The 16,989-nt window shown below is 43.6% G+C and carries 17 protein-coding genes; 9 read left to right on the forward strand and 8 right to left on the reverse strand.

The window, feature by feature from the left end; genetic code table 11:
* Positions 1 to 14: 14 nt before the first annotated feature.
* The 3 genes from ICN38_RS09130 to ICN38_RS09140 are packed head-to-tail and all read left to right on the forward strand — an operon-like array spanning position 15 to position 2,777.
* Positions 15 to 1,205: a CaiB/BaiF CoA-transferase family protein gene (locus ICN38_RS09130; RefSeq protein ID WP_216256749.1), complete on the forward strand. Its 1,191-nt coding sequence runs from the start codon at positions 15 to 17 to the stop codon at positions 1,203 to 1,205.
* The gene (locus ICN38_RS09135; RefSeq protein ID WP_216256750.1) at positions 1,202 to 2,365 is read left to right on the forward strand and encodes an acyl-CoA dehydrogenase family protein; all 1,164 of its coding nucleotides are present in this window, start codon (positions 1,202 to 1,204) and stop codon (positions 2,363 to 2,365) included. Before ICN38_RS09130 ends, ICN38_RS09135 begins: the two co-directional genes overlap by 4 nt.
* A gap of 22 nt (positions 2,366 to 2,387) precedes the next feature.
* Positions 2,388 to 2,777 carry a cupin domain-containing protein gene (locus ICN38_RS09140; RefSeq protein WP_216256751.1) on the forward strand — a complete coding sequence of 130 codons (390 nt, stop codon included), beginning with the start codon at positions 2,388 to 2,390 and terminating at the stop codon, positions 2,775 to 2,777.
* A 54-nt stretch (positions 2,778 to 2,831) separates the two neighbouring features.
* Here ICN38_RS09140 and ICN38_RS09145 read toward each other — a convergent pair whose 3' ends face one another.
* The 4 genes from ICN38_RS09145 to ICN38_RS09160 all read right to left on the reverse strand — a co-directional run bounded on the left by ICN38_RS09145 (position 2,832) and on the right by ICN38_RS09160 (position 7,300).
* Positions 2,832 to 3,551, reverse strand: coding sequence for a fumarylacetoacetate hydrolase family protein (locus ICN38_RS09145; RefSeq protein WP_255562798.1), 720 nt, complete (start codon positions 3,549 to 3,551; stop codon positions 2,832 to 2,834).
* Positions 3,552 to 3,668: 117 nt separating this feature from the next.
* Positions 3,669 to 4,538 carry a fumarylacetoacetate hydrolase family protein gene (locus tag ICN38_RS09150; protein WP_216256753.1) on the reverse strand — a complete coding sequence of 290 codons (870 nt, stop codon included), beginning with the start codon at positions 4,536 to 4,538 and terminating at the stop codon, positions 3,669 to 3,671.
* Between the two features lie 90 nt (positions 4,539 to 4,628).
* Positions 4,629 to 6,281, reverse strand: coding sequence for a gamma-glutamyltransferase family protein (locus tag ICN38_RS09155; RefSeq protein ID WP_216256754.1), 1,653 nt, complete (start codon positions 6,279 to 6,281; stop codon positions 4,629 to 4,631).
* 8 nt (positions 6,282 to 6,289) lie between these two features.
* Positions 6,290 to 7,300 (reverse strand): tripartite tricarboxylate transporter substrate binding protein, encoded by a 1,011-nt coding sequence (locus tag ICN38_RS09160; RefSeq protein WP_216256755.1) that lies wholly within the window; start codon positions 7,298 to 7,300, stop codon positions 6,290 to 6,292.
* A gap of 64 nt (positions 7,301 to 7,364) precedes the next feature.
* On the opposite strand from ICN38_RS09160, the gene ICN38_RS09165 reads away from it, so the two are divergent.
* The 3 genes from ICN38_RS09165 to ICN38_RS09175 are packed head-to-tail and all read left to right on the forward strand — an operon-like array spanning position 7,365 to position 10,801.
* Positions 7,365 to 8,114, forward strand: coding sequence for a VOC family protein (locus ICN38_RS09165; RefSeq protein ID WP_370624389.1), 750 nt, complete (start codon positions 7,365 to 7,367; stop codon positions 8,112 to 8,114).
* A 10-nt stretch (positions 8,115 to 8,124) separates the two neighbouring features.
* The gene (locus tag ICN38_RS09170; protein WP_216256756.1) at positions 8,125 to 9,102 is read left to right on the forward strand and encodes a tripartite tricarboxylate transporter substrate binding protein; all 978 of its coding nucleotides are present in this window, start codon (positions 8,125 to 8,127) and stop codon (positions 9,100 to 9,102) included.
* Position 9,103: 1 nt separating this feature from the next.
* Entirely contained in the window at positions 9,104 to 10,801 is a 1,698-nt protein-coding gene (locus tag ICN38_RS09175) for a thiamine pyrophosphate-binding protein (protein WP_216256757.1), read from the forward strand.
* Positions 10,802 to 10,812: 11 nt separating this feature from the next.
* On the opposite strand, the gene ICN38_RS09180 is transcribed toward ICN38_RS09175, so the two are convergent.
* Positions 10,813 to 10,950 carry a hypothetical protein gene (locus tag ICN38_RS09180; protein WP_216256758.1) on the reverse strand — a complete coding sequence of 46 codons (138 nt, stop codon included), beginning with the start codon at positions 10,948 to 10,950 and terminating at the stop codon, positions 10,813 to 10,815.
* Positions 10,951 to 11,063: 113 nt separating this feature from the next.
* Between ICN38_RS09180 and ICN38_RS09185 the strand changes: the two genes are divergently transcribed.
* A complete protein-coding gene (locus tag ICN38_RS09185; protein WP_216256759.1) occupies positions 11,064 to 11,735 on the forward strand; it encodes a DUF1345 domain-containing protein in 672 nt (223 codons plus the stop codon).
* 12 nt (positions 11,736 to 11,747) lie between these two features.
* Positions 11,748 to 13,172: a transporter substrate-binding domain-containing protein gene (locus tag ICN38_RS09190; protein WP_255562782.1), complete on the forward strand. Its 1,425-nt coding sequence runs from the start codon at positions 11,748 to 11,750 to the stop codon at positions 13,170 to 13,172.
* Between the two features lie 96 nt (positions 13,173 to 13,268).
* Here ICN38_RS09190 and ICN38_RS09195 read toward each other — a convergent pair whose 3' ends face one another.
* The 3 genes from ICN38_RS09195 to ICN38_RS09205 form a co-directional block, all read right to left on the reverse strand.
* Positions 13,269 to 13,820 carry a YqhA family protein gene (locus ICN38_RS09195; protein ID WP_216256761.1) on the reverse strand — a complete coding sequence of 184 codons (552 nt, stop codon included), beginning with the start codon at positions 13,818 to 13,820 and terminating at the stop codon, positions 13,269 to 13,271.
* Positions 13,821 to 14,022: 202 nt separating this feature from the next.
* On the reverse strand, positions 14,023 to 15,480 hold the full coding sequence (locus tag ICN38_RS09200) for a mechanosensitive ion channel family protein (protein WP_216256762.1): 1,458 nt from the start codon (positions 15,478 to 15,480) through the stop codon (positions 14,023 to 14,025).
* Positions 15,477 to 16,244, reverse strand: a complete 768-nt coding sequence (locus tag ICN38_RS09205; protein ID WP_216256763.1) for a 3',5'-cyclic nucleotide phosphodiesterase — start codon at positions 16,242 to 16,244, stop codon at positions 15,477 to 15,479. The genes ICN38_RS09200 and ICN38_RS09205 overlap by 4 nt, the downstream gene beginning before the upstream one ends.
* 259 nt (positions 16,245 to 16,503) lie before the next feature.
* Here ICN38_RS09205 and ICN38_RS09210 point away from each other — a divergent pair, with 259 nt between their 5' ends.
* Positions 16,504 to 16,977 (forward strand): hypothetical protein, encoded by a 474-nt coding sequence (locus ICN38_RS09210; RefSeq protein WP_216256764.1) that lies wholly within the window; start codon positions 16,504 to 16,506, stop codon positions 16,975 to 16,977.
* Positions 16,978 to 16,989 lie beyond the last annotated feature (12 nt).

A 16,989-nucleotide genomic window follows, 5' to 3' on the forward strand; every position in this document is an offset into this window, starting at 1 on the left:
TATTAAGGAATGTGATGGGCCCATTAGCAGGCGTTCGCGTCTTAGACTTAACTGCAGTCATCCTTGGTCCTTTTGCGACCCAAATTTTGGCATCCATGGGTGCTGAAATCATCAAGATTGAAACTCCTGATGGGGACAATATGCGTGATGTGGGACCCATGAGGAATCCTAAAATGGGTCATATCTTTTTGCAAGCGAACCGTGGCAAAAAAAGTATTGTTTTAGATTTAAAAGATCCAGCATCAAAGCAAGCAGCACTTGATATTGCAAAGACCGTTGATGTTTTTATCTCTAATATCAGACCTCAAGCTTTAGATAGACTTGGCTTAGGTTATGAGGATTTAAAAAAGGTAAACGAGAAGATCATTTATGTATCTTGCTCAGGCTTTGGTCTAGATGGTCCCTATGCAGATAAACCTGCCTATGATGATTTGATTCAGGGCGCTGCAGGTGTGCCCTGGCTCATGCAGCAATATGGTATTCATGAGCCACGTTATGCACCAACCACTTTGGGAGATAGAGTGACTGGACTTCATTCAGTCTACGCAGTCACTTCAGCTCTGTATGCCCGTGAGAAAACAGGTAAGGGACAACACATCATCGTCCCCATGTTTGAATCCATCACCCAATTTATTTTGGGAGATCACCTTGGTGGCGAATCTTTTATTCCACCCATTGGTAAATCTGGCTATGCGCGCCTTCTTTCGCCTTCTCGCAAGCCCTATGCGACACAAGATGGCTATATTTCTATTCTGATCTACAACGATAAGCATTGGAAAAGCTTTTTTGAGGCAATTGATCAGCCGGAGCGCCTTCAAGAAGAAATCTTTTGTACTCATGTCAACCGTGCAAATAATATTGACCGGGTTTACCAAGAAGTTGAGTCCATCATGAAGACAAAAACGACCGCGCAATGGCACAAACTTCTCGATCAATTTGATCTGCCCAATCAAGCTATGAATTCGATCGATGACCTCATTCATGATGAACATCTCAAAAGTAAATCCTTTATTTATACCGAAGATCATCCTAGCGAAGGTCAAATACGGGTAATGAAAAGCCCAGTGTCATGGTCAGAGACACCAGCTAAAGAGGATTTAAGTCCAGCCCCAGCTCTTGGGCAACATACCGCTGAAATCTTGAGAGGGCTTGGCTATGCAGAAGATGCCATTGAGACTTTAATAAGGACTGGAAGCAAAAAATGAACTTCCAATTCTCTCCAGAACAATTGCAAATCCAAGATGCGATTGAAAAACTCTGTAAGCCATTTGATGCTGACTATTGGCTTAAAAAAGATGAAATAGGTGACTTTCCTTTTGACTTCCATCAAGCGCTAGCTGATGCTGGCTGGCTTGGTATTGCCATGCCAACTGAATATGGTGGAGCAGGCCTAGGGATTACAGAAGCAGCACTCATGATGCGAACCATCTCTGAGAGCGGCGCTGGCTTATCTGGTGCCTCTGCTGTCCACATGAATATTTTTGGCTTACACCCAGTAGTGGTCTTTGGATCTGATGAACAAAAAAAGCGCTGGTTGCCGCCCTTAATTGCTGGCAAAGATCGAGCCTGCTTTGGCGTGACCGAACCGAATGCGGGCCTCAATACTCTGAAGCTTTCTACTAAGGCAGAGAAACAAGGTGATCACTATATTGTGAGTGGTCAAAAGATCTGGATCTCTACCGCCCAAGTTGCTAACAAAATTTTGCTCCTGGCTCGCACTACCCCTGTAGAGGAAGCAAAAGGTACTGAAGGTTTGTCCTTGTTCTATACCGATTTGGATCGCTCTTGTATTGATGTGCGAGAAATTGAAAAAATGGGGCGCAAGTGTGTAGATTCCAATGAAGTCTTTATTGATCAGCTAAAAATTCCAGCCCAAGACCTTATTGGAGAAGAAGGAAAAGGTTTTTCTTATATATTGCATGGTCTTAATCCAGAGCGAATTTTGATTGCAGCAGAGGCCATTGGACTTGGCCAAGCTGCGCTTGCCAGGGGTGCGCTATATGCCAAAGAACGCATTGTGTTCGATAGACCTATTGGCCAGAATCAAGGTATTCAGCACCCATTAGCAAAGTCTTGGATGGAGCTTGAGGCTGCTAACCTCATGGTATTCAAAGCAGCGAGTTTGTATGATGAAAAATTGCCCTGCGCTGCCGAAGCAAATGCAGCAAAGTATCTCGCAGCAGAAGCCTGTTTTCATGCCTGTGAGAATGCCATCCTGACCCATGGTGGCATGGGCTACGCTAAGGAATATCACGTAGAGCGTTATTTGCGTGAATCCTGGATTCCACGTCTTGCACCGGTTAGCCCTCAACTGATTCTTTGCTTTATTGCAGAAAAAGTATTGGGTCTACCTAAATCCTATTAAATTTATTTCAGGGAGCAAAGCAATGAGCGCTACTAAATCTAAGTACTTTGTTAAAGCTGGTGAGGTTGAAGGCTATCACCCAGCAAACCATCTTGGTACAGTCAATCGCCGAATTATTGGTACTGAGACCGTTGGCGCTAAACAGCTTGAAGTTCTCCATGGAACTATTGAGAAAGGTAAAGGCGCCCTGCCTCATGCCCATCCGGGAATTGAACAAGTCTGCTACATGCTAGAAGGTCGTGCCAGAGCTGAGGTCAATGGTGAAGTCTGTGAAATGGGTCCAGGTGATGCCTGCTTTTTCCCAGCAGATGCCATGCACGTATTTACCGTAATCAGCGATGAACCTGTGAAACTCTTAGTGATCTACTCTCCACCTTATGAAGAGAATCCAGCAAGAGTGATTCGACCTTAAAACAGCCAACTACTGGAATCAGAAATTAGCGGGCCTCAAGGGCCCGCTAAAGCTTTAAACGATCTTGATGGATAGATCAGGTAATCCATTGATTTGGCAGCGTATGACATCACCTTTTACGACAGGCCCTACATTCTCCGGGGTACCAGAATAAATAATATCCCCAGGGAATAATTCATTTGCTTCGGATAACTTAGAGATTTGCTCTGCGACCGACCAAATCATCTGACTTAAATCTGCTTTTTGCTTGACGACACCATTCACTGACAGCTCAATATTTCCCTTGGTGAAATGCCCCACTTTGCCAACGGGAAAGATTGGGCCAATTGGAGCTGAGAGGTCAAAAGACTTCCCAATTTCCCAAGGCTTTTTTTGATCACCCATAAAGCGTTGCAAATCTCTACGAGTCATATCCAGACCTAAGGCATAACCATAAACAAGCTCTAGAGCCTTATCCACTGGAATATTTTTGCCACCCTTGTTTAAAGCAGCCACTAATTCGACTTCATAGTGGTAATTTTTGGTTAGGCTTGGATAGGGATGATCCACAATTTTGGTGGGCGCTACAAACTGAATAGCATCTGTTGGCTTCTGGAAAAAGAATGGCGGCTCGCGCGTAGGATCAGACCCCATCTCTCTAGCATGAGCAGCATAGTTACGGCCAATGCAATAGATACGGCGCACAGGAAACTCTTGATCACTACCAGCAATAGGGATGAAGACTTGTGCAACTGGAAAAGGTGTATTCACACCCTTCTCATGTGCCTGACTCATTCCTGATGCGCCCAGAACTGTGGCCCCAAAACCTAATTTAATAGCATCTCGGCGATTTATGTTTTGATTATCTTTCATCATCTCTCCTATGAATTACTTCAGCTTAATCTATATTTTCTATTCGTCTTGAATAGTATTTTTAAGAATCCCAACACCTTCAACCTCAATTTCACATACGTCCCCTGCCTTCATAAAAACAGGCGGGGTTCTAGCGTAACCAACGCCAGCAGGCGTTCCAGTAATCACCACATCACCCGGCTCTAGAGTCATGCATTCTGTAATCAGCACAATTGTCTCAACAATACCCCACAAAAAATCCTTGGTATTGGCATTTTGCATCACGGTGCCATTCAAGCGTGACTGAATTTGTAAGCCATGAGCACCAACAGGTATTTCATCGGGGGTTACCAGCCACGGCCCAAATCCACCAGTCTGATCGAAATTTTTCCCGATAGTCCATTGAGTGGTTTTGCGTTGATAGTCGCGCAAACTGGCGTCATTAAATACGCTGTATCCAGCCAAACACTCCAAAGCATTCTCTTTAGTGAGATTACGCCCTTTTTTACCCACAACAAATGCAAGCTCAGCTTCGTAATCCAGCTTATCAGATACTTTAGGTCGAATGATTGGTGACATATGGGCAGCGAGCGAGCTTGGTCCCCGCATAAAAAAGCTAGGGTACTCTGGCCTTGCATTCCCGCCCTCTTTAGCATGATCAGCGTAATTCAAACCCATACAAACAATTTTTCCAGGGCGATCAATCAAAGTATCAAACTGAATGTCCGCGAGATTTTTAATCACTGCCTTTGGGTTATTGAGGGCTTGCTTTGCCTTAGTCAGGCTAGCATCGATCTCTATTAGACCTAATAAATTATTAGGAATACTAGGATCAGTTGCACATAAATCAACAAATTCTTGTGAATCCTTGGAACAAAGAACGCCGATTCCCTTTTCATTATTTTTATTTCGATAGCTAAACAGTCGCATAAGTCTCCAAATGTATTTTTATTTATTACTATTATCTGAACAGTTTAAACAAGTCTTTATAAGATATAAGATGATGCTTATACGGATAGGTTAATATACAGCCGCCTGGCCATCGCGACGCGGATCGCTTGCCGCAACATAGCCATCTTCAATATCATCCGATAACCTCCAGATGAACTGCCCTGCTCCAAAATCCATATAAGGATCATCAATTTTTTTCAAGGTATGGCCTAGGTTTGATAAACCTTGAACAGTGGCGGCATTCATATTAGCTTCCACATCTAAAGTGAAGTCGCGATTAACCTTCCAGCGTGGTGCATCACAGGCTGCCTGCGGTTGCTGACGATAAGAAAGCATTCGCAAAATAGTCTGCAAGTGACCTTGGGGTTGCATATCGCCACCCATCACACCAAAACTCATTTGTGGCAGTGTTGTATTACCTTCTTGACGGGTTAAGAATGCTGGAATGATCGTATGAAATGGACGCTTACCGCCAGCAACGACGTTGGCAGATTTAGGATCCATTGAAAATCCAAAACCACGATTCTGCAAACTCACACCCCAATCTGGTACAACCACCCCAGAACCAAATCCCATATAGTTACTCTGAATAAAGGAAATCATACGGCCTTGTTCATCTGTGGCCGATAGGTAGATAGTTCCGCCCGATTGTGGCAAACCAAAATTAAAGTGGGTTGCCTTATTTGGATTAATGAGTTTTGCACGTTGAGCCAGATATGCTGGATCGAGCATCTGCTCAGGCGTCACCTCCATAGAGCGTGGATCTGCTACATATTGATAAACATCTGCAAAGGCCAATTTCATAGCCTCGATTTGCAAGTGCTGACTCTCCACTCCATCCACAGGTAAGCTAGCAATATCAAAGTTCTGTAAGATTCCTAAAGCAATGAGGGCGCCAATACCTTGACCATTAGGTGGTATCTCATGCATTGAATATGTTTTACCATCTACACCTTGAATGTCTTGCTCAATAGTGCCCACCCAATCAGGACGATAAGCTGAGAGATCATTGAGCGTCATCGCACCGCCATGATTCTTTGCATAACTGGTAATCGCCTCGGCAATTTCACCTTCATAAAACTCCCGAATACCTGACTTTGCTATTTTCTTGAGTGTCTTTGCAGCGGCCTCGAAACGAAAGATCTCACCAATTTCTGGAGCACGGCCATGAGGCATAAATGCCCCAGCAAATCCAGGTTGATCACGCAAGTCCGGAATAGCAGCAGCCCACTTATGCGCAACCACTGGCGCCATCGCGTAGCCTCTTTCAGCAATTTCAATTGCTGGCTGTAATAAGTCGCCAAGTGGCAAAGATCCAAAGCGGCGATGTAGCTCTTCCCAGCCCGCTAATGCCCCAGGGACCGTGACTGCATCCCAGCCACGCATAGGTCTATCTGCTAATCCATTTGCATCTGTGCCATATTTTTTGGCAAAGTACTCAGGACTCCAGGCTTGAGGTGAAGTTCCCGAAGAATTTAAGCCATGCAATTCTTTGCCATCCCAAACAATGGCAAAACAATCACTACCCAAACCATTCGACACTGGCTCAACAATCATTAAGGCTGCTGCTGCTGCAATTGCTGCATCAATAGCGTTACCGCCCTGTTGAATTATTTTTAGGCCCGCTTGTGCCGCAAAAGGATGGGATGTCGATACAACATTACGCCCCATCACTGGCACACGAATCGTAGGATAGGGGTTATTCCAATTAAATTTCATCAAGAGTTCTCTTATTCAGGGTTAATCTGCGCTTGCTTAATTAATGCAGTCCAACGTGAACGCTCTTTTGCGACCATGTTGGAAAATTTTTCTGGAGTTCCAGGTATTGATTCAGCCCCTACCTGTGCAAATCGTTCAATAACATCTGGGGACTCAATGACTTTATTCAGGGCTGCATTTAATTTAACCACTAATTCAGGTGGTAAATTTTTAGGACCATATAAACCAAACCAAGTAGTCGATTCAAATTGACCAAGACCATAGTCTTTACCAACTTCAGCAACTGTTGGAATATCTGGCAACTGCGCAGATCTTTTAGAGCCACCAACAGCCAAAGCGTTTAACTTACCGTCTTTCACTGGCTGAAGGCTGGTAACAATAGAGTCAAATAAGACATGCACCTTTCCAGATATGAGGTCAGGCATTGCTAAGGCCGACCCTTTATAAGGAACATGGGTCATATTAATACCAGCTTGCGCTTTAATAGCTTCAGCATTTAATTGGATCACCGTGCCAACACCACTAGAGGCATAGTTCAACTCACTAGGATGAGCTTTTGCGTAAACCACCAAGTCCTTCACTGTCTTAATAGGTAAAGTTTTAGTCACCATTAATATTGCAGGAGAAATACCCACACCACCAATCGGCGTGAAGTCCGTTACAGAGTCATAGGGAAGTTTTCTGGCAAAACTTGGCGCTACAGAATGTGTACTACTCGTCGTGAACAATAAGGTATATCCATCAGGTAATGCACGAGAACCTAGCGCAGCACCAATAGTTCCACCAGCGCCAGGATGATTTTCAACGATGATGGATTGCCCCAAATTACTGGAAAGTTTTTGCGCAACAATTCTGGAAAGTGCATCAGTTGCACCGCCGGGCGGAAAGGGCACAATCATGGTGATCGATTTATTAGGATAGTCTTTTACACCTTGAGCATGAGCACCCAATAGCCCATTCAATAAAAATACCGCAAAAAGGGCAATCCAAGATATTGTTCGTATAGTTATAAGATTTTTCATATGGCTCCCTAAGCCTTTCCAATATCGTATATGATAATTTTTTGATATACCCAATTGACTTTCCGTGAGCTCAGTACACCCCCAAGAATACCTATTTGATCACCTCGTGATGATAGGAAGAGATAGTCTAGATGCCTTAGGTGAACTATTTCAGAGTAAAGGCTTTCACTTAAGCCCACTTTCCCACCATAACCTTGGCTCTTGCAATCGCCTCATCATGCTTGATACCAGCTATATTGAATTATTGGGCTGGGAAAAGGGTAAACAAGTTCAAAGGGCGGAAATAGCCAATCAAGCTATTGGCTTAGATGCATTGGTATTTCGTACAGATGATGCCAACGCTTGCTATGAGCAACTCAAGTCATCAGGATTTGCAGTCAACCCTGTGCAAGAATTATCGCGCGAGGGAGAATTTATGGGCAATCAGGTACTAGTCGAATTTAAAACAGTACGCTTTTCAGAACAGCCAATTCCTGGCCTACGCATTTATTTTTGCCAACATCTCACTCCAGAGTATGTCTGGCAAGAGCAATGGCTCAACCATGCTAATCATATGAATTCTTTAAAACAGATCATGATTGCGAGCTCAGATATTCATAATACTGCCGCTAGCTTGAAGAGGCTACTCAACCTAGATCCAAAAAATTTTAGTGAAGATCAGGAGTCCATCCGAATCACCCTACCCAACATCGAGCTCTGTCTACAAACTCAGCACACTTTGGAAGATGCTCAGATTATTAGTGCGCGCCTTGAGCAAGATAGCGCAGATCCTGTAGACTTCATTATTGATCAACATTTTCTTACTCATATCTAGGGGACTGCCCATGAAAAGCACCTCAAACCTATTTTTTCAACTTGTGATTTTGGCTTTGGTCACAATCACAGTATCTGAGCCTGCCCTATCTCAAAATGATAAGCCGCTCACTCTAGTTGTGCCATTCCCGCCAGGTGGAAGTACAGACATTACTGCTAGAACTATTCAGACAAAATTGGCTGAGAGAATTGGAAGGCCTGTCGTGATCGAAAATCGCCCTGGAGCAGCAAGCCAAATTGCTACCCAGCATGTCGCCAGATCAGCGCCTGATGGTAATACCTTACTGATTAGTTTTGATAACCACTCCATTAATCCGATTGTTAAACCAAAACTGCCCTATGACACTTTCAAAGATTTTGTGGGCGTTAGCTTATTAGTTCGCTTTCCTTTGGTCATTGCTGCCAACCCATCTGTGCCTGGTAATAACTTGGCAGAATTTATTGCCGCTGCAAAAAAACGTCCCGGCTTTTATAGCTATGCGTCCACTGGCATTGGATCACTCAATCAACTGGCGATGGAAGACATCAAGCGTAAAGCTGGCATCTTTGTGCTACATGTTCCTTATGGTGGTGGCGGTCCTGCTATTGCAGCCGTTGTTGGCAATACCGCCAGCATGACCTTGCTCAGCTATGCCGCCCTGAAAGGGCAAATTCAGGCGGATAAACTCAAACCTCTAGCAGTCACTGGAGCACAACGTCTCCCTGAACTACCAAAAACTCCAACTGTTGCAGAGTCTGGCTATCCAGGATTTGAGGCCTACTCTTGGATTGGCGCATTCGCACCAGCAGAAACGCCAGCAGCGATAGTGAAGAAATTGACAGCAGATTTTCAGGCGGTACTCAATGATCCAGAAATCAAAACCAAACTTTCCCAAGGTGGCTTTGATGTTCAAGCGAGCGATGGTCCTACTCTAGATAAATATGCCAAGCGAGAATTTGAACGCTGGCAACAATTTGTGAAAACAACACAGCTAAATTTAGAAGACTAAGATGAGTGATCAGTTGAATGGTGCAGAAGCGCTAGTACGCATGCTAGAGCAGTATGAGGTAAAGCATATTTTTGGTTTATGTGGCGATACCAGTCTGCCTTTTTATGATGCTTTAGCCAGACTAGATCATGGCATGCAACATATCCTTACAAGAGATGAACGTAGTGCAGGATATATGGCTGACGCTTATGCAAGAGTGACTCACAAAGTTGGTGTATGCGAAGGACCTAGTGGTGGTGGTGCTACATACCTATTGCCTGGATTGGTAGAAGCCAATGAATCCTCTATTCCAGTACTAGGTATTACCTCAGATGTGCCCGTCACCTCTCGTGGCAAGTTTCCACTAACAGAACTAGATCAACAGACCCTATATGCACCGCTAACCAAATGGAATACCACCATTGATTTAGCAGAGCAGATTCCGTCTGCTATCAGAAATGCATTCCGTGCAATGACCACTGGAAAACCTGGCAGCACAAATATTTGTCTGCCTTATGATGTACAAAAACATGCTGTTGATCGCAGCGATATTTGGGCCCAAAAGGAACATTGCCAATATCCAGCTCAGCGTTATGTGGCCAATAATAGCGATATTGAAAAAGCAGCCAAATTATTATTGGCAGCCAAGTTTCCAGTATTGATCTGTGGTGGTGGTGTCGTTAACTCTGGTGCAGAACAAGTGCTGGAGAATATTGCCCAACTACTTAATATCCCTGTTTGCACCACTGTCAGTGGTCAAGGCAGTCTGGCTGGTAATCATCCTTTAAATGCAGGTGTTGTGGGTGCTAATGGTGGCGTGATGGCTACTAGAGATGTGGTCAATAGTGCAGATGCCGTCTTTTTCATCACTTGCCGCGCTGGATCGACCACCACTGAAAATTGGCGCTACCCCAATAAGTCCATTCCGATTATTCATCTCGATATTGATCCAGATACTATTGGGGCAAATTACCCTACAGCCGTTGGCTTAGTTGGGGATGCCAAATTAACACTTGAGCAGTTATACAGTTATTTAGCGAGCCATATTCAATCTCGAACAAACAACTGCGTTGACGGCAAAGCAGAAGTAGCCAAAGCAAAGAAGATTAAATTTGAATCTTTCCTTAAATTAGCGAATAGCAATGAGACTCCAATTGTTCCGGAAAAAATTGTTCACATCCTGAATAAGCTATTGCCAAAAGATGCCATCGTTTGCGCAGATCCCGGTACTCCATGCCCCTATTTCTCTGCTTACTTTATGAGCGACATCCCAGGAAGGCATTTTATTACTAATCGTGCTCATGGTGCCTTAGGTTTTGCTATGTCCGCTGCGATTGGAGCAGCTGTTGGCAGACCACAATCTAAATGCGTTGCGGTAATGGGAGATGGTAGCTTTGGTTTTACCGTCGGCGAACTGGAAACAATCACACGTTACAAATTACCTGTGCTCATGATTGTGATTTCTAATTCGGTATATGGCTGGATTAAGGCAAGTCAAAAAGCTGGTTACGACAAACGCTACTTCTCTGTAGACTTTAATCGTACTAACCACGCTAAGGTAGCAGAGGCCTATGGAGTGCGCTCTTGGACGGTTGATGATCCGCTAAAGCTTGAGGCGGCCTTAAAAGCGGCAATCGAATGCGGGGAGCCTGCTCTTGTGGATATTATTTCTCAACCCTTGCAAGATGCCGCTGCACCGGTAAGTCAGTGGATGGGCTAAGCTTGCTTTTTTTATGCCGTATGAATCTGCATTAAGGGCAAGCTCACATTTTTCTCGGGAAGTTTTGTAATGTTGTAAGCCGCCACACAGGCTGCTATCAGTAATAGCACCCCCAAAACTGTCATCCAACCAATTTTCTTATTGCGCAACACTCACTCCCTGGATAATTAAACGAATATTATCTCAAATCTGACATCCAACATGGCAATCTTACCTGGGTATTTGCGATAATCCCCTTCTTTAAAGGCATACTAAGGCTACTATGAAAGCAACTCACTGGTCTCAATATTGGCACTTCATTAGCTCAACTCACCGCCTATTGGTTGTCATTTTGGTTGGCTTAGTGGCTTTTTTCTCGCTATCTACCCCATCGATCTTGGTTAAGTTAGCCTTAGCCTGGATTATTGCCAGCAGTCTTTATGTGACTGCAACTTTAATCATGATGTATTTTTCAACCAAAGAAAATATCTCTGGCCTCTCTCAAAAAGAGGATGATGGGGCGCCATTTATTTTGCTGATTACCTTATTTGGGGCCATCACCAGCATAGGCATCATCGTGATGATTATGACTAACATCAAATCTTTATTAATAGACAATACTGCAATGGAGATTGGGTTAGTACTATTTACTTACATCAGCTCTTGGTTCTTAATTCATACTGCATTTGCCTTGCACTACGCCCATGTCTATTACAAAGAATATGAACAGACTCAAGCGCCGCCCTTAATCTTTCCTGCAACTTTAAAGCCCGTCTATTTTGACTTCTTGTATTTTTCAATGGTTCTTGGAATGACTTGCCAAACAGCGGACGTCAATATTGCCAGCTTCAAAATGCGCTACTTGGCCATGATTCAAGGTTGGATTGCATTTATCTTTAACACCACCCTTCTGGTAATGACGATTAACTTGATCTACGACCTGCCAAATCGTTAAAAAGGGATGAGGTTGAAAATCATTAAAAATATTGGTTTTGGGCTCTTGCTGTTGATTGGAGTTAGCTTCCAATCCCATGCGCTTCCTCCAAGCGCTAATGAGCTAATCACTATTGATGCCCAAAGAATTGTTTGGAAAGGCGATTTAGATGCCATGATTCAGCGCCGAATCGTGCGTGTCTTGTTACCCTACAACAAGACTCTCTATTTTCTCGATAAAGGCGGCCAGCAGCGTGGTCTCATGTACGACATGATGACGGAATTTGAACAGAATCTGAATAAGCAAATCGCCAGTAAAAATCTCAAGCTTCATTTTATTTTTGTACCGACAGCGCGTGATCGTCTCATTCCAGATTTGGTAGCTGGCAAAGGTGACATCATCGCAGCAGATCTCACCGTTACTCCTGAGCGTAAAAAACTGATTGAATTCTCAAGCCCAATTGTTAGCGGTGTACGAGAGATCATCGTCACATCTGCAAATGGTCCGACCCTCAATAGCCTGGAAGATTTATCAGGGAAAGCTGTTTTTGTTAACCCCTCCACTAGCTACGCCAACAGTCTTAAGCGTCTTAATGCTGAGCTCATTAAGCAGAAAAAACCGCCCATCATCATTAAAGATGCGCCCGGAATTTTTGAAACAGAAGACATCTTGGAGATGGTGAACGCGAATTTAGTTCCCATTACAGTCAGTGATTATTACTTGGCTGATTTTTGGAAAAAAACATTTTCTAATATCCGCATTCATGAGAACTTGGTTTTGAGTAGTGGTGGTGATATTGCTTTTGGATTTCGCAAAAATTCTCCAGAGCTCAAGAAAGCACTAGATGCCTTTACGGATAAAAATAAGATTGGGAGTAGCTTTGGCAATCAAAAATTACAGGCCTACCTCAAGACTGTCAAGTGGGTGAAAAATTCTACCGACCCTACAGAGCTTAAAAAATTCCATGCTCTAGCAAGCATATTTCAAAAATACAGCAGCCAATATCAAATTGACTGGCTACTCATGACCGCTCAAGGGTATCAAGAGTCTCGCTTGGATCAAAACAAAAAAAGTAAAGTAGGCGCTATTGGAGTCATGCAAATCATGCCTGCTACAGGCAAAGAACTCAAAGTTGGGAACATTGACCAAGTTAACAACAACATTAATGGCGGGATTAAATATATTCGCTACTTGATTGATCAGTATTACAGCAAAGAACCTATGACCGATTTAAATAAGGTCCTATTTGCCTTTGCCGCCTATAACGCCGGTCCTACCAGAATTCAGCAATTACGGGTTGAAGCAGGCAAACGGGGTCTCAATCCCAATATCTGGTTTGATAATGTGGAGCGTATCGCTGCTGAGCGCATAGGTAGCGAAACCGTTCAATACGTTAGCAATATCTACAAATACTCTGTTGCCTATAAATTGGTACTTGAGCTGCCCTCTAAAAAATAAGCAGGTAGGGGTACTCAAGTAAAAAACCCCCGCTACTGCTAGCGAGGGCTTAATGATTACCCTTAATGATTACCAAAACTAGCTGGTAATTAAAAATCAATCATTTTCATGCACCATGAATCTCTCAGAGAGAGCAAAGATCAATCCGGTCACAACGAAAGTTAAATGGATTCCAACCATCCAACCGAGATTTTCTTTATTGGTTGTTTCAATTTCTAAGAAGGCTGCTAAAAGATTGATACCTGAAAGAGCCACAATCGAACCAATGAGTTTTAACTTCAAGCTAGCAAAGTCCACTCCGCCCATCCACTTTGGACGATCGGCACTATTTTTTGCAGCGCCAATAATGGAGACGAAGTTTTCATAACCAGAAAAGATAATCAAAATAAGGAGGTTGCCTAATAAGGTCTTATCCACAATCTCCAGGACGCCAGTAACAAACTCAGCCTCAGAGGCATCCCAAAAGACCATCGCAAAGTGTGCGAACTCTTTTACGAACTTGATAGCAACTAAAAATAAGGTTGCCACCAAAATCAGATAGAAAGACGCTAGAATCCAGCGACTTCTGAAGATTAATTTTTCAATAAAGACTTCTAGGTGCCCCGAATGGTCTGGCTTATGCTCTGATGAATTCACATGATCAGACATCGTTTTAAATCCCTTAATAAACAATTTGACAATAATAAAACAGGTTTTCTTACTTCGCTATAACTTTTTTCCTATTAGCAAATGGGTATTTAAGTGCGCTTGCTTTTTATTGAAAAATTTTTTTAGCTAAGCAATAAATGAAATGCCTGGAATTAACCCGGCATTGAGAAAGCTTCAAATTCAACTGAGTGTTGCCCTCGGGTTAACCCTTGTTAAAAAAGAATTTCAAGATCTTCTTGGCTAAGGCCTTAATATCTCTTTCGACCTCTTCGAGCTCCATCGGTTTATTCAAGAGCATTTGATTAGCCGCCTTACGCCGTTCAAGTAGTGCCGATATTTCTTCAATCAACTCAGGATGGGTCTCAAAGATTGGGGCAATATCGGTCTTTGTAATTTCCAGCAATGTGGAATTGACCTTAGCGCGGACATTGGCTGATCTAGGTTCTCCTGTTAATAAAGACATCTCCCCTACACATTCACCAGGCCAAATTTTGGCTACAACAATCTGTTCACCCTGATCATTCGGGATCGTCACTTCCAACTCACCCTCAATCAAAATATACATACTGTCTGCGGTGTGGCCTTTTTCAATCAGCAATTGATTGGCGCGACAATTCACAATCTGGGCCGCATCTGTCAAACGTATCACCTGCTCAGTACTTAAAGCCTTCAGAATTCCAAGGCGATAAACATCTTTTAAACGATTCTTGATCGTATCGATAATTTCAGATGACTTCACCACTTCCACGGTGGAGTTCATATTGATACCGCCCAACTTAAAGAAGCGAGCTATAGCCAAGTTCACAATTCCGTTAGAGCGAAGTGGAGGAATGGTTGGATCGCACTCATACACTAATAAGAAGGTGTAGGCACCATTATTAATCTTGGACATAAATGCGCGGTACCAAGGGAAAAAATTTGGGTCATTCTTGATGATGTATTCAGCAGCCTGGTTCAAAAGCTCAATCACTCTATCCGCATCATTACCAGAATCCAAGTCGAGCTCCAAAATACGACGTGCGCCCATCTCTGTAGTTTGCTTCGATAAATTGATGTAGTCCATATTAATGAAGCGGCGGTTAGGCACTCGAATTGTGTACTTCAAGACGGTTTGAATGGTCACCATGCGACGGTCCATTTGCACAATCTCGTAATACCCACCACCTTCACCCCTGACTTGAATCTGATCACCAATGCTAATCAAGCCATCAGACTGAATCTGAATACAGGCGACGATATCAGCCACCACCTCTCGCAAGACATAAACAATACCGAAACCAATTGCGCCTGATGCAGCCAACAATTGACCTGCTGAGTGGTCATACATCACGATGAAGCCAAACAATCCAATAATGGCGTAACAAATAATCGTGACTGCCTGCACCAAAATAGCAGGAACTTGATTGCCATGGGTTTTCGCATTAAAACGTACTACGAAGTGTCGGATACCCATATCAACAGACACCGCAAATAAAACAAACTGTCCCACTGCCAAAATGTCCTCAAGCGTGACATCATGCTTGTCGGCTAGATCAGTGATGTTCCATGCCCAAAATGATCCAAAGCGACTATCCAACCAAAAAGCAAAGACGATGTTGGAAACAGCCAAAAGCCAAAAGAGGGGTTTAGGCAAAGAAAAAATATTGTGGGTAATCTTCATGATAGTTGGGAGCGAAGTTGTAAAAGAGAATTATTTAAAATTTGTGGAATAGTAGCGCTAACAGCTTGGGGACTCACAAACTGCAGACTTGTAAGGAAGCTAAGATACCCCACCTGATTTCGAAGAGCAATGGATTTTTCAGGATACGGCCTATCCCACTCCTCACAAAGACGCCCAGTAAGCAGCCTACCCCTGATAGGAAGTACGCTAGAGGCAAGATCTGCTTCTACCAGCAACATGGCCAGACAATCCACATGCTCGGGAGGATGAATAGCTATGCGTTCCAATAGCGCTTTGTATTGCCCATGATCGGTAGCCAAAATCCAGGGGGCGACCGATTCCAGGGCATCTTTAATGGATTGCGAATCTACGCCTTCTCTGGTCAAAAGGGTCTTCAACAAATCTAGGCTCTGTTGCTCTATCTCATAGGGTCTTGTATTGATGAGTCCTGGGTGCCCTAAATCATGCGCAGCGGCCGCAAGAAGGAGCTGCCACTTCTCAGTCGAAGAAGTTTCCCAAGCCGAGCTCACTGATTCACCTTTTTTCTCGACTTGTTTAGGTTCTTCCTGTTTAAGAAAATAGGAGAGCATCAAGCAAACATCCATCATATGCCGCTTAGAATGAAAAGCAGGTTCTTGCTTGAGTGTTGCCAAGCGATCAATTTCCGCTCCCACTGTCACAATCATCAACTTATAGGGATTTGGCTCAATCTGCCAGCCTTGCCATAAATTGGTATCGACTAAGATTTCAAGAAAATCCCGCATGCTTTGCGCTTCTTTTTCTATCACCGAAAGAAGATCCTCTAAAATTTGAGAATGCGGGACAAGGCTATTCACATCTAAAAATGAATTTAGATATGCCCGTAGGTCAAACTGAAGACCCTTCATTTCTGAGTTTGTTGAATGGTTGACATATACGCAGTTTATACAAAACAAAATGACATTCTTGTATCGGATAAGCCCAAGTGCATTTTTAGGCTAATTTGGATATAGTAAGGTTTGATAACCCCTATTGAGGCTCTAAATGCGAATTCTCAAAGCTATTCTGGCCACGGTTGCCATTTTCACTAGCTGCCTATCTCTGGCACAAACCAAAATCGTTGTAACCCATCCAGAGGTTCCCCCGCCAACCTTTCTAGATCATGGGAAACCAGGCCAATCCATTGGAGATGTCCGTCTTTGGCACTTTCCCGCAAAAGCCGATGATGGTAGCAATCTCATGACTGATTGGATCATGACCACTACTGGTGTAGTGGGTGATAAAGGCGTGGAATACCGCATTACTTCAGCCGTTTTTTCATTTGATGATGGCACCAAGGATCAGATCGTGATTCAGGGGGTGGCTAAATATCCGAGTGCCAAAGCAACCCTAGAAGAATCTACCAGCACCAGACGAGCGATTACTGGAGGCACTGGAAAATATGGCGGGATTGGCGGATGGATCGAAACTGAACACCTTGCAGATGGCTCTTGGCGACACATACTCTATGTGAAATAAAAATATAGTGAG

The sequence above is a fragment of the Polynucleobacter sp. AP-Melu-500A-A1 genome (assembly GCF_018882125.1).
Classification (GTDB): Bacteria; Pseudomonadota; Gammaproteobacteria; order Burkholderiales; family Burkholderiaceae; genus Polynucleobacter.

Excerpts from the sequence above, each read along its gene's own strand:
- ICN38_RS09130 (WP_216256749.1), top strand. The coding sequence starts at position 15 with ATGGGCCCATTAGCAGGCGTTCGCGTCTTAGACTTAACTGCAGTCATC.
- ICN38_RS09135 (WP_216256750.1), top strand. The coding sequence starts at position 1,202 with ATGAACTTCCAATTCTCTCCAGAACAATTGCAAATCCAAGATGCGATT.
- ICN38_RS09140 (WP_216256751.1), top strand. The coding sequence starts at position 2,388 with ATGAGCGCTACTAAATCTAAGTACTTTGTTAAAGCTGGTGAGGTTGAA.
- ICN38_RS09145 (WP_255562798.1), bottom strand. The coding sequence starts at position 3,551 with ATGAGTCAGGCACATGAGAAGGGTGTGAATACACCTTTTCCAGTTGCA.
- ICN38_RS09150 (WP_216256753.1), bottom strand. The coding sequence starts at position 4,538 with ATGCGACTGTTTAGCTATCGAAATAAAAATAATGAAAAGGGAATCGGC.
- ICN38_RS09160 (WP_216256755.1), bottom strand. The coding sequence starts at position 7,300 with ATGAAAAATCTTATAACTATACGAACAATATCTTGGATTGCCCTTTTT.
- ICN38_RS09170 (WP_216256756.1), top strand. The coding sequence starts at position 8,125 with ATGAAAAGCACCTCAAACCTATTTTTTCAACTTGTGATTTTGGCTTTG.
- ICN38_RS09175 (WP_216256757.1), top strand. The coding sequence starts at position 9,104 with ATGAGTGATCAGTTGAATGGTGCAGAAGCGCTAGTACGCATGCTAGAG.
- ICN38_RS09185 (WP_216256759.1), top strand. The coding sequence starts at position 11,064 with ATGAAAGCAACTCACTGGTCTCAATATTGGCACTTCATTAGCTCAACT.
- ICN38_RS09195 (WP_216256761.1), bottom strand. The coding sequence starts at position 13,820 with ATGTCTGATCATGTGAATTCATCAGAGCATAAGCCAGACCATTCGGGG.
- ICN38_RS09200 (WP_216256762.1), bottom strand. The coding sequence starts at position 15,480 with ATGAAGATTACCCACAATATTTTTTCTTTGCCTAAACCCCTCTTTTGG.
- ICN38_RS09205 (WP_216256763.1), bottom strand. The coding sequence starts at position 16,244 with ATGCGGGATTTTCTTGAAATCTTAGTCGATACCAATTTATGGCAAGGC.
- ICN38_RS09210 (WP_216256764.1), top strand. The coding sequence starts at position 16,504 with ATGCGAATTCTCAAAGCTATTCTGGCCACGGTTGCCATTTTCACTAGC.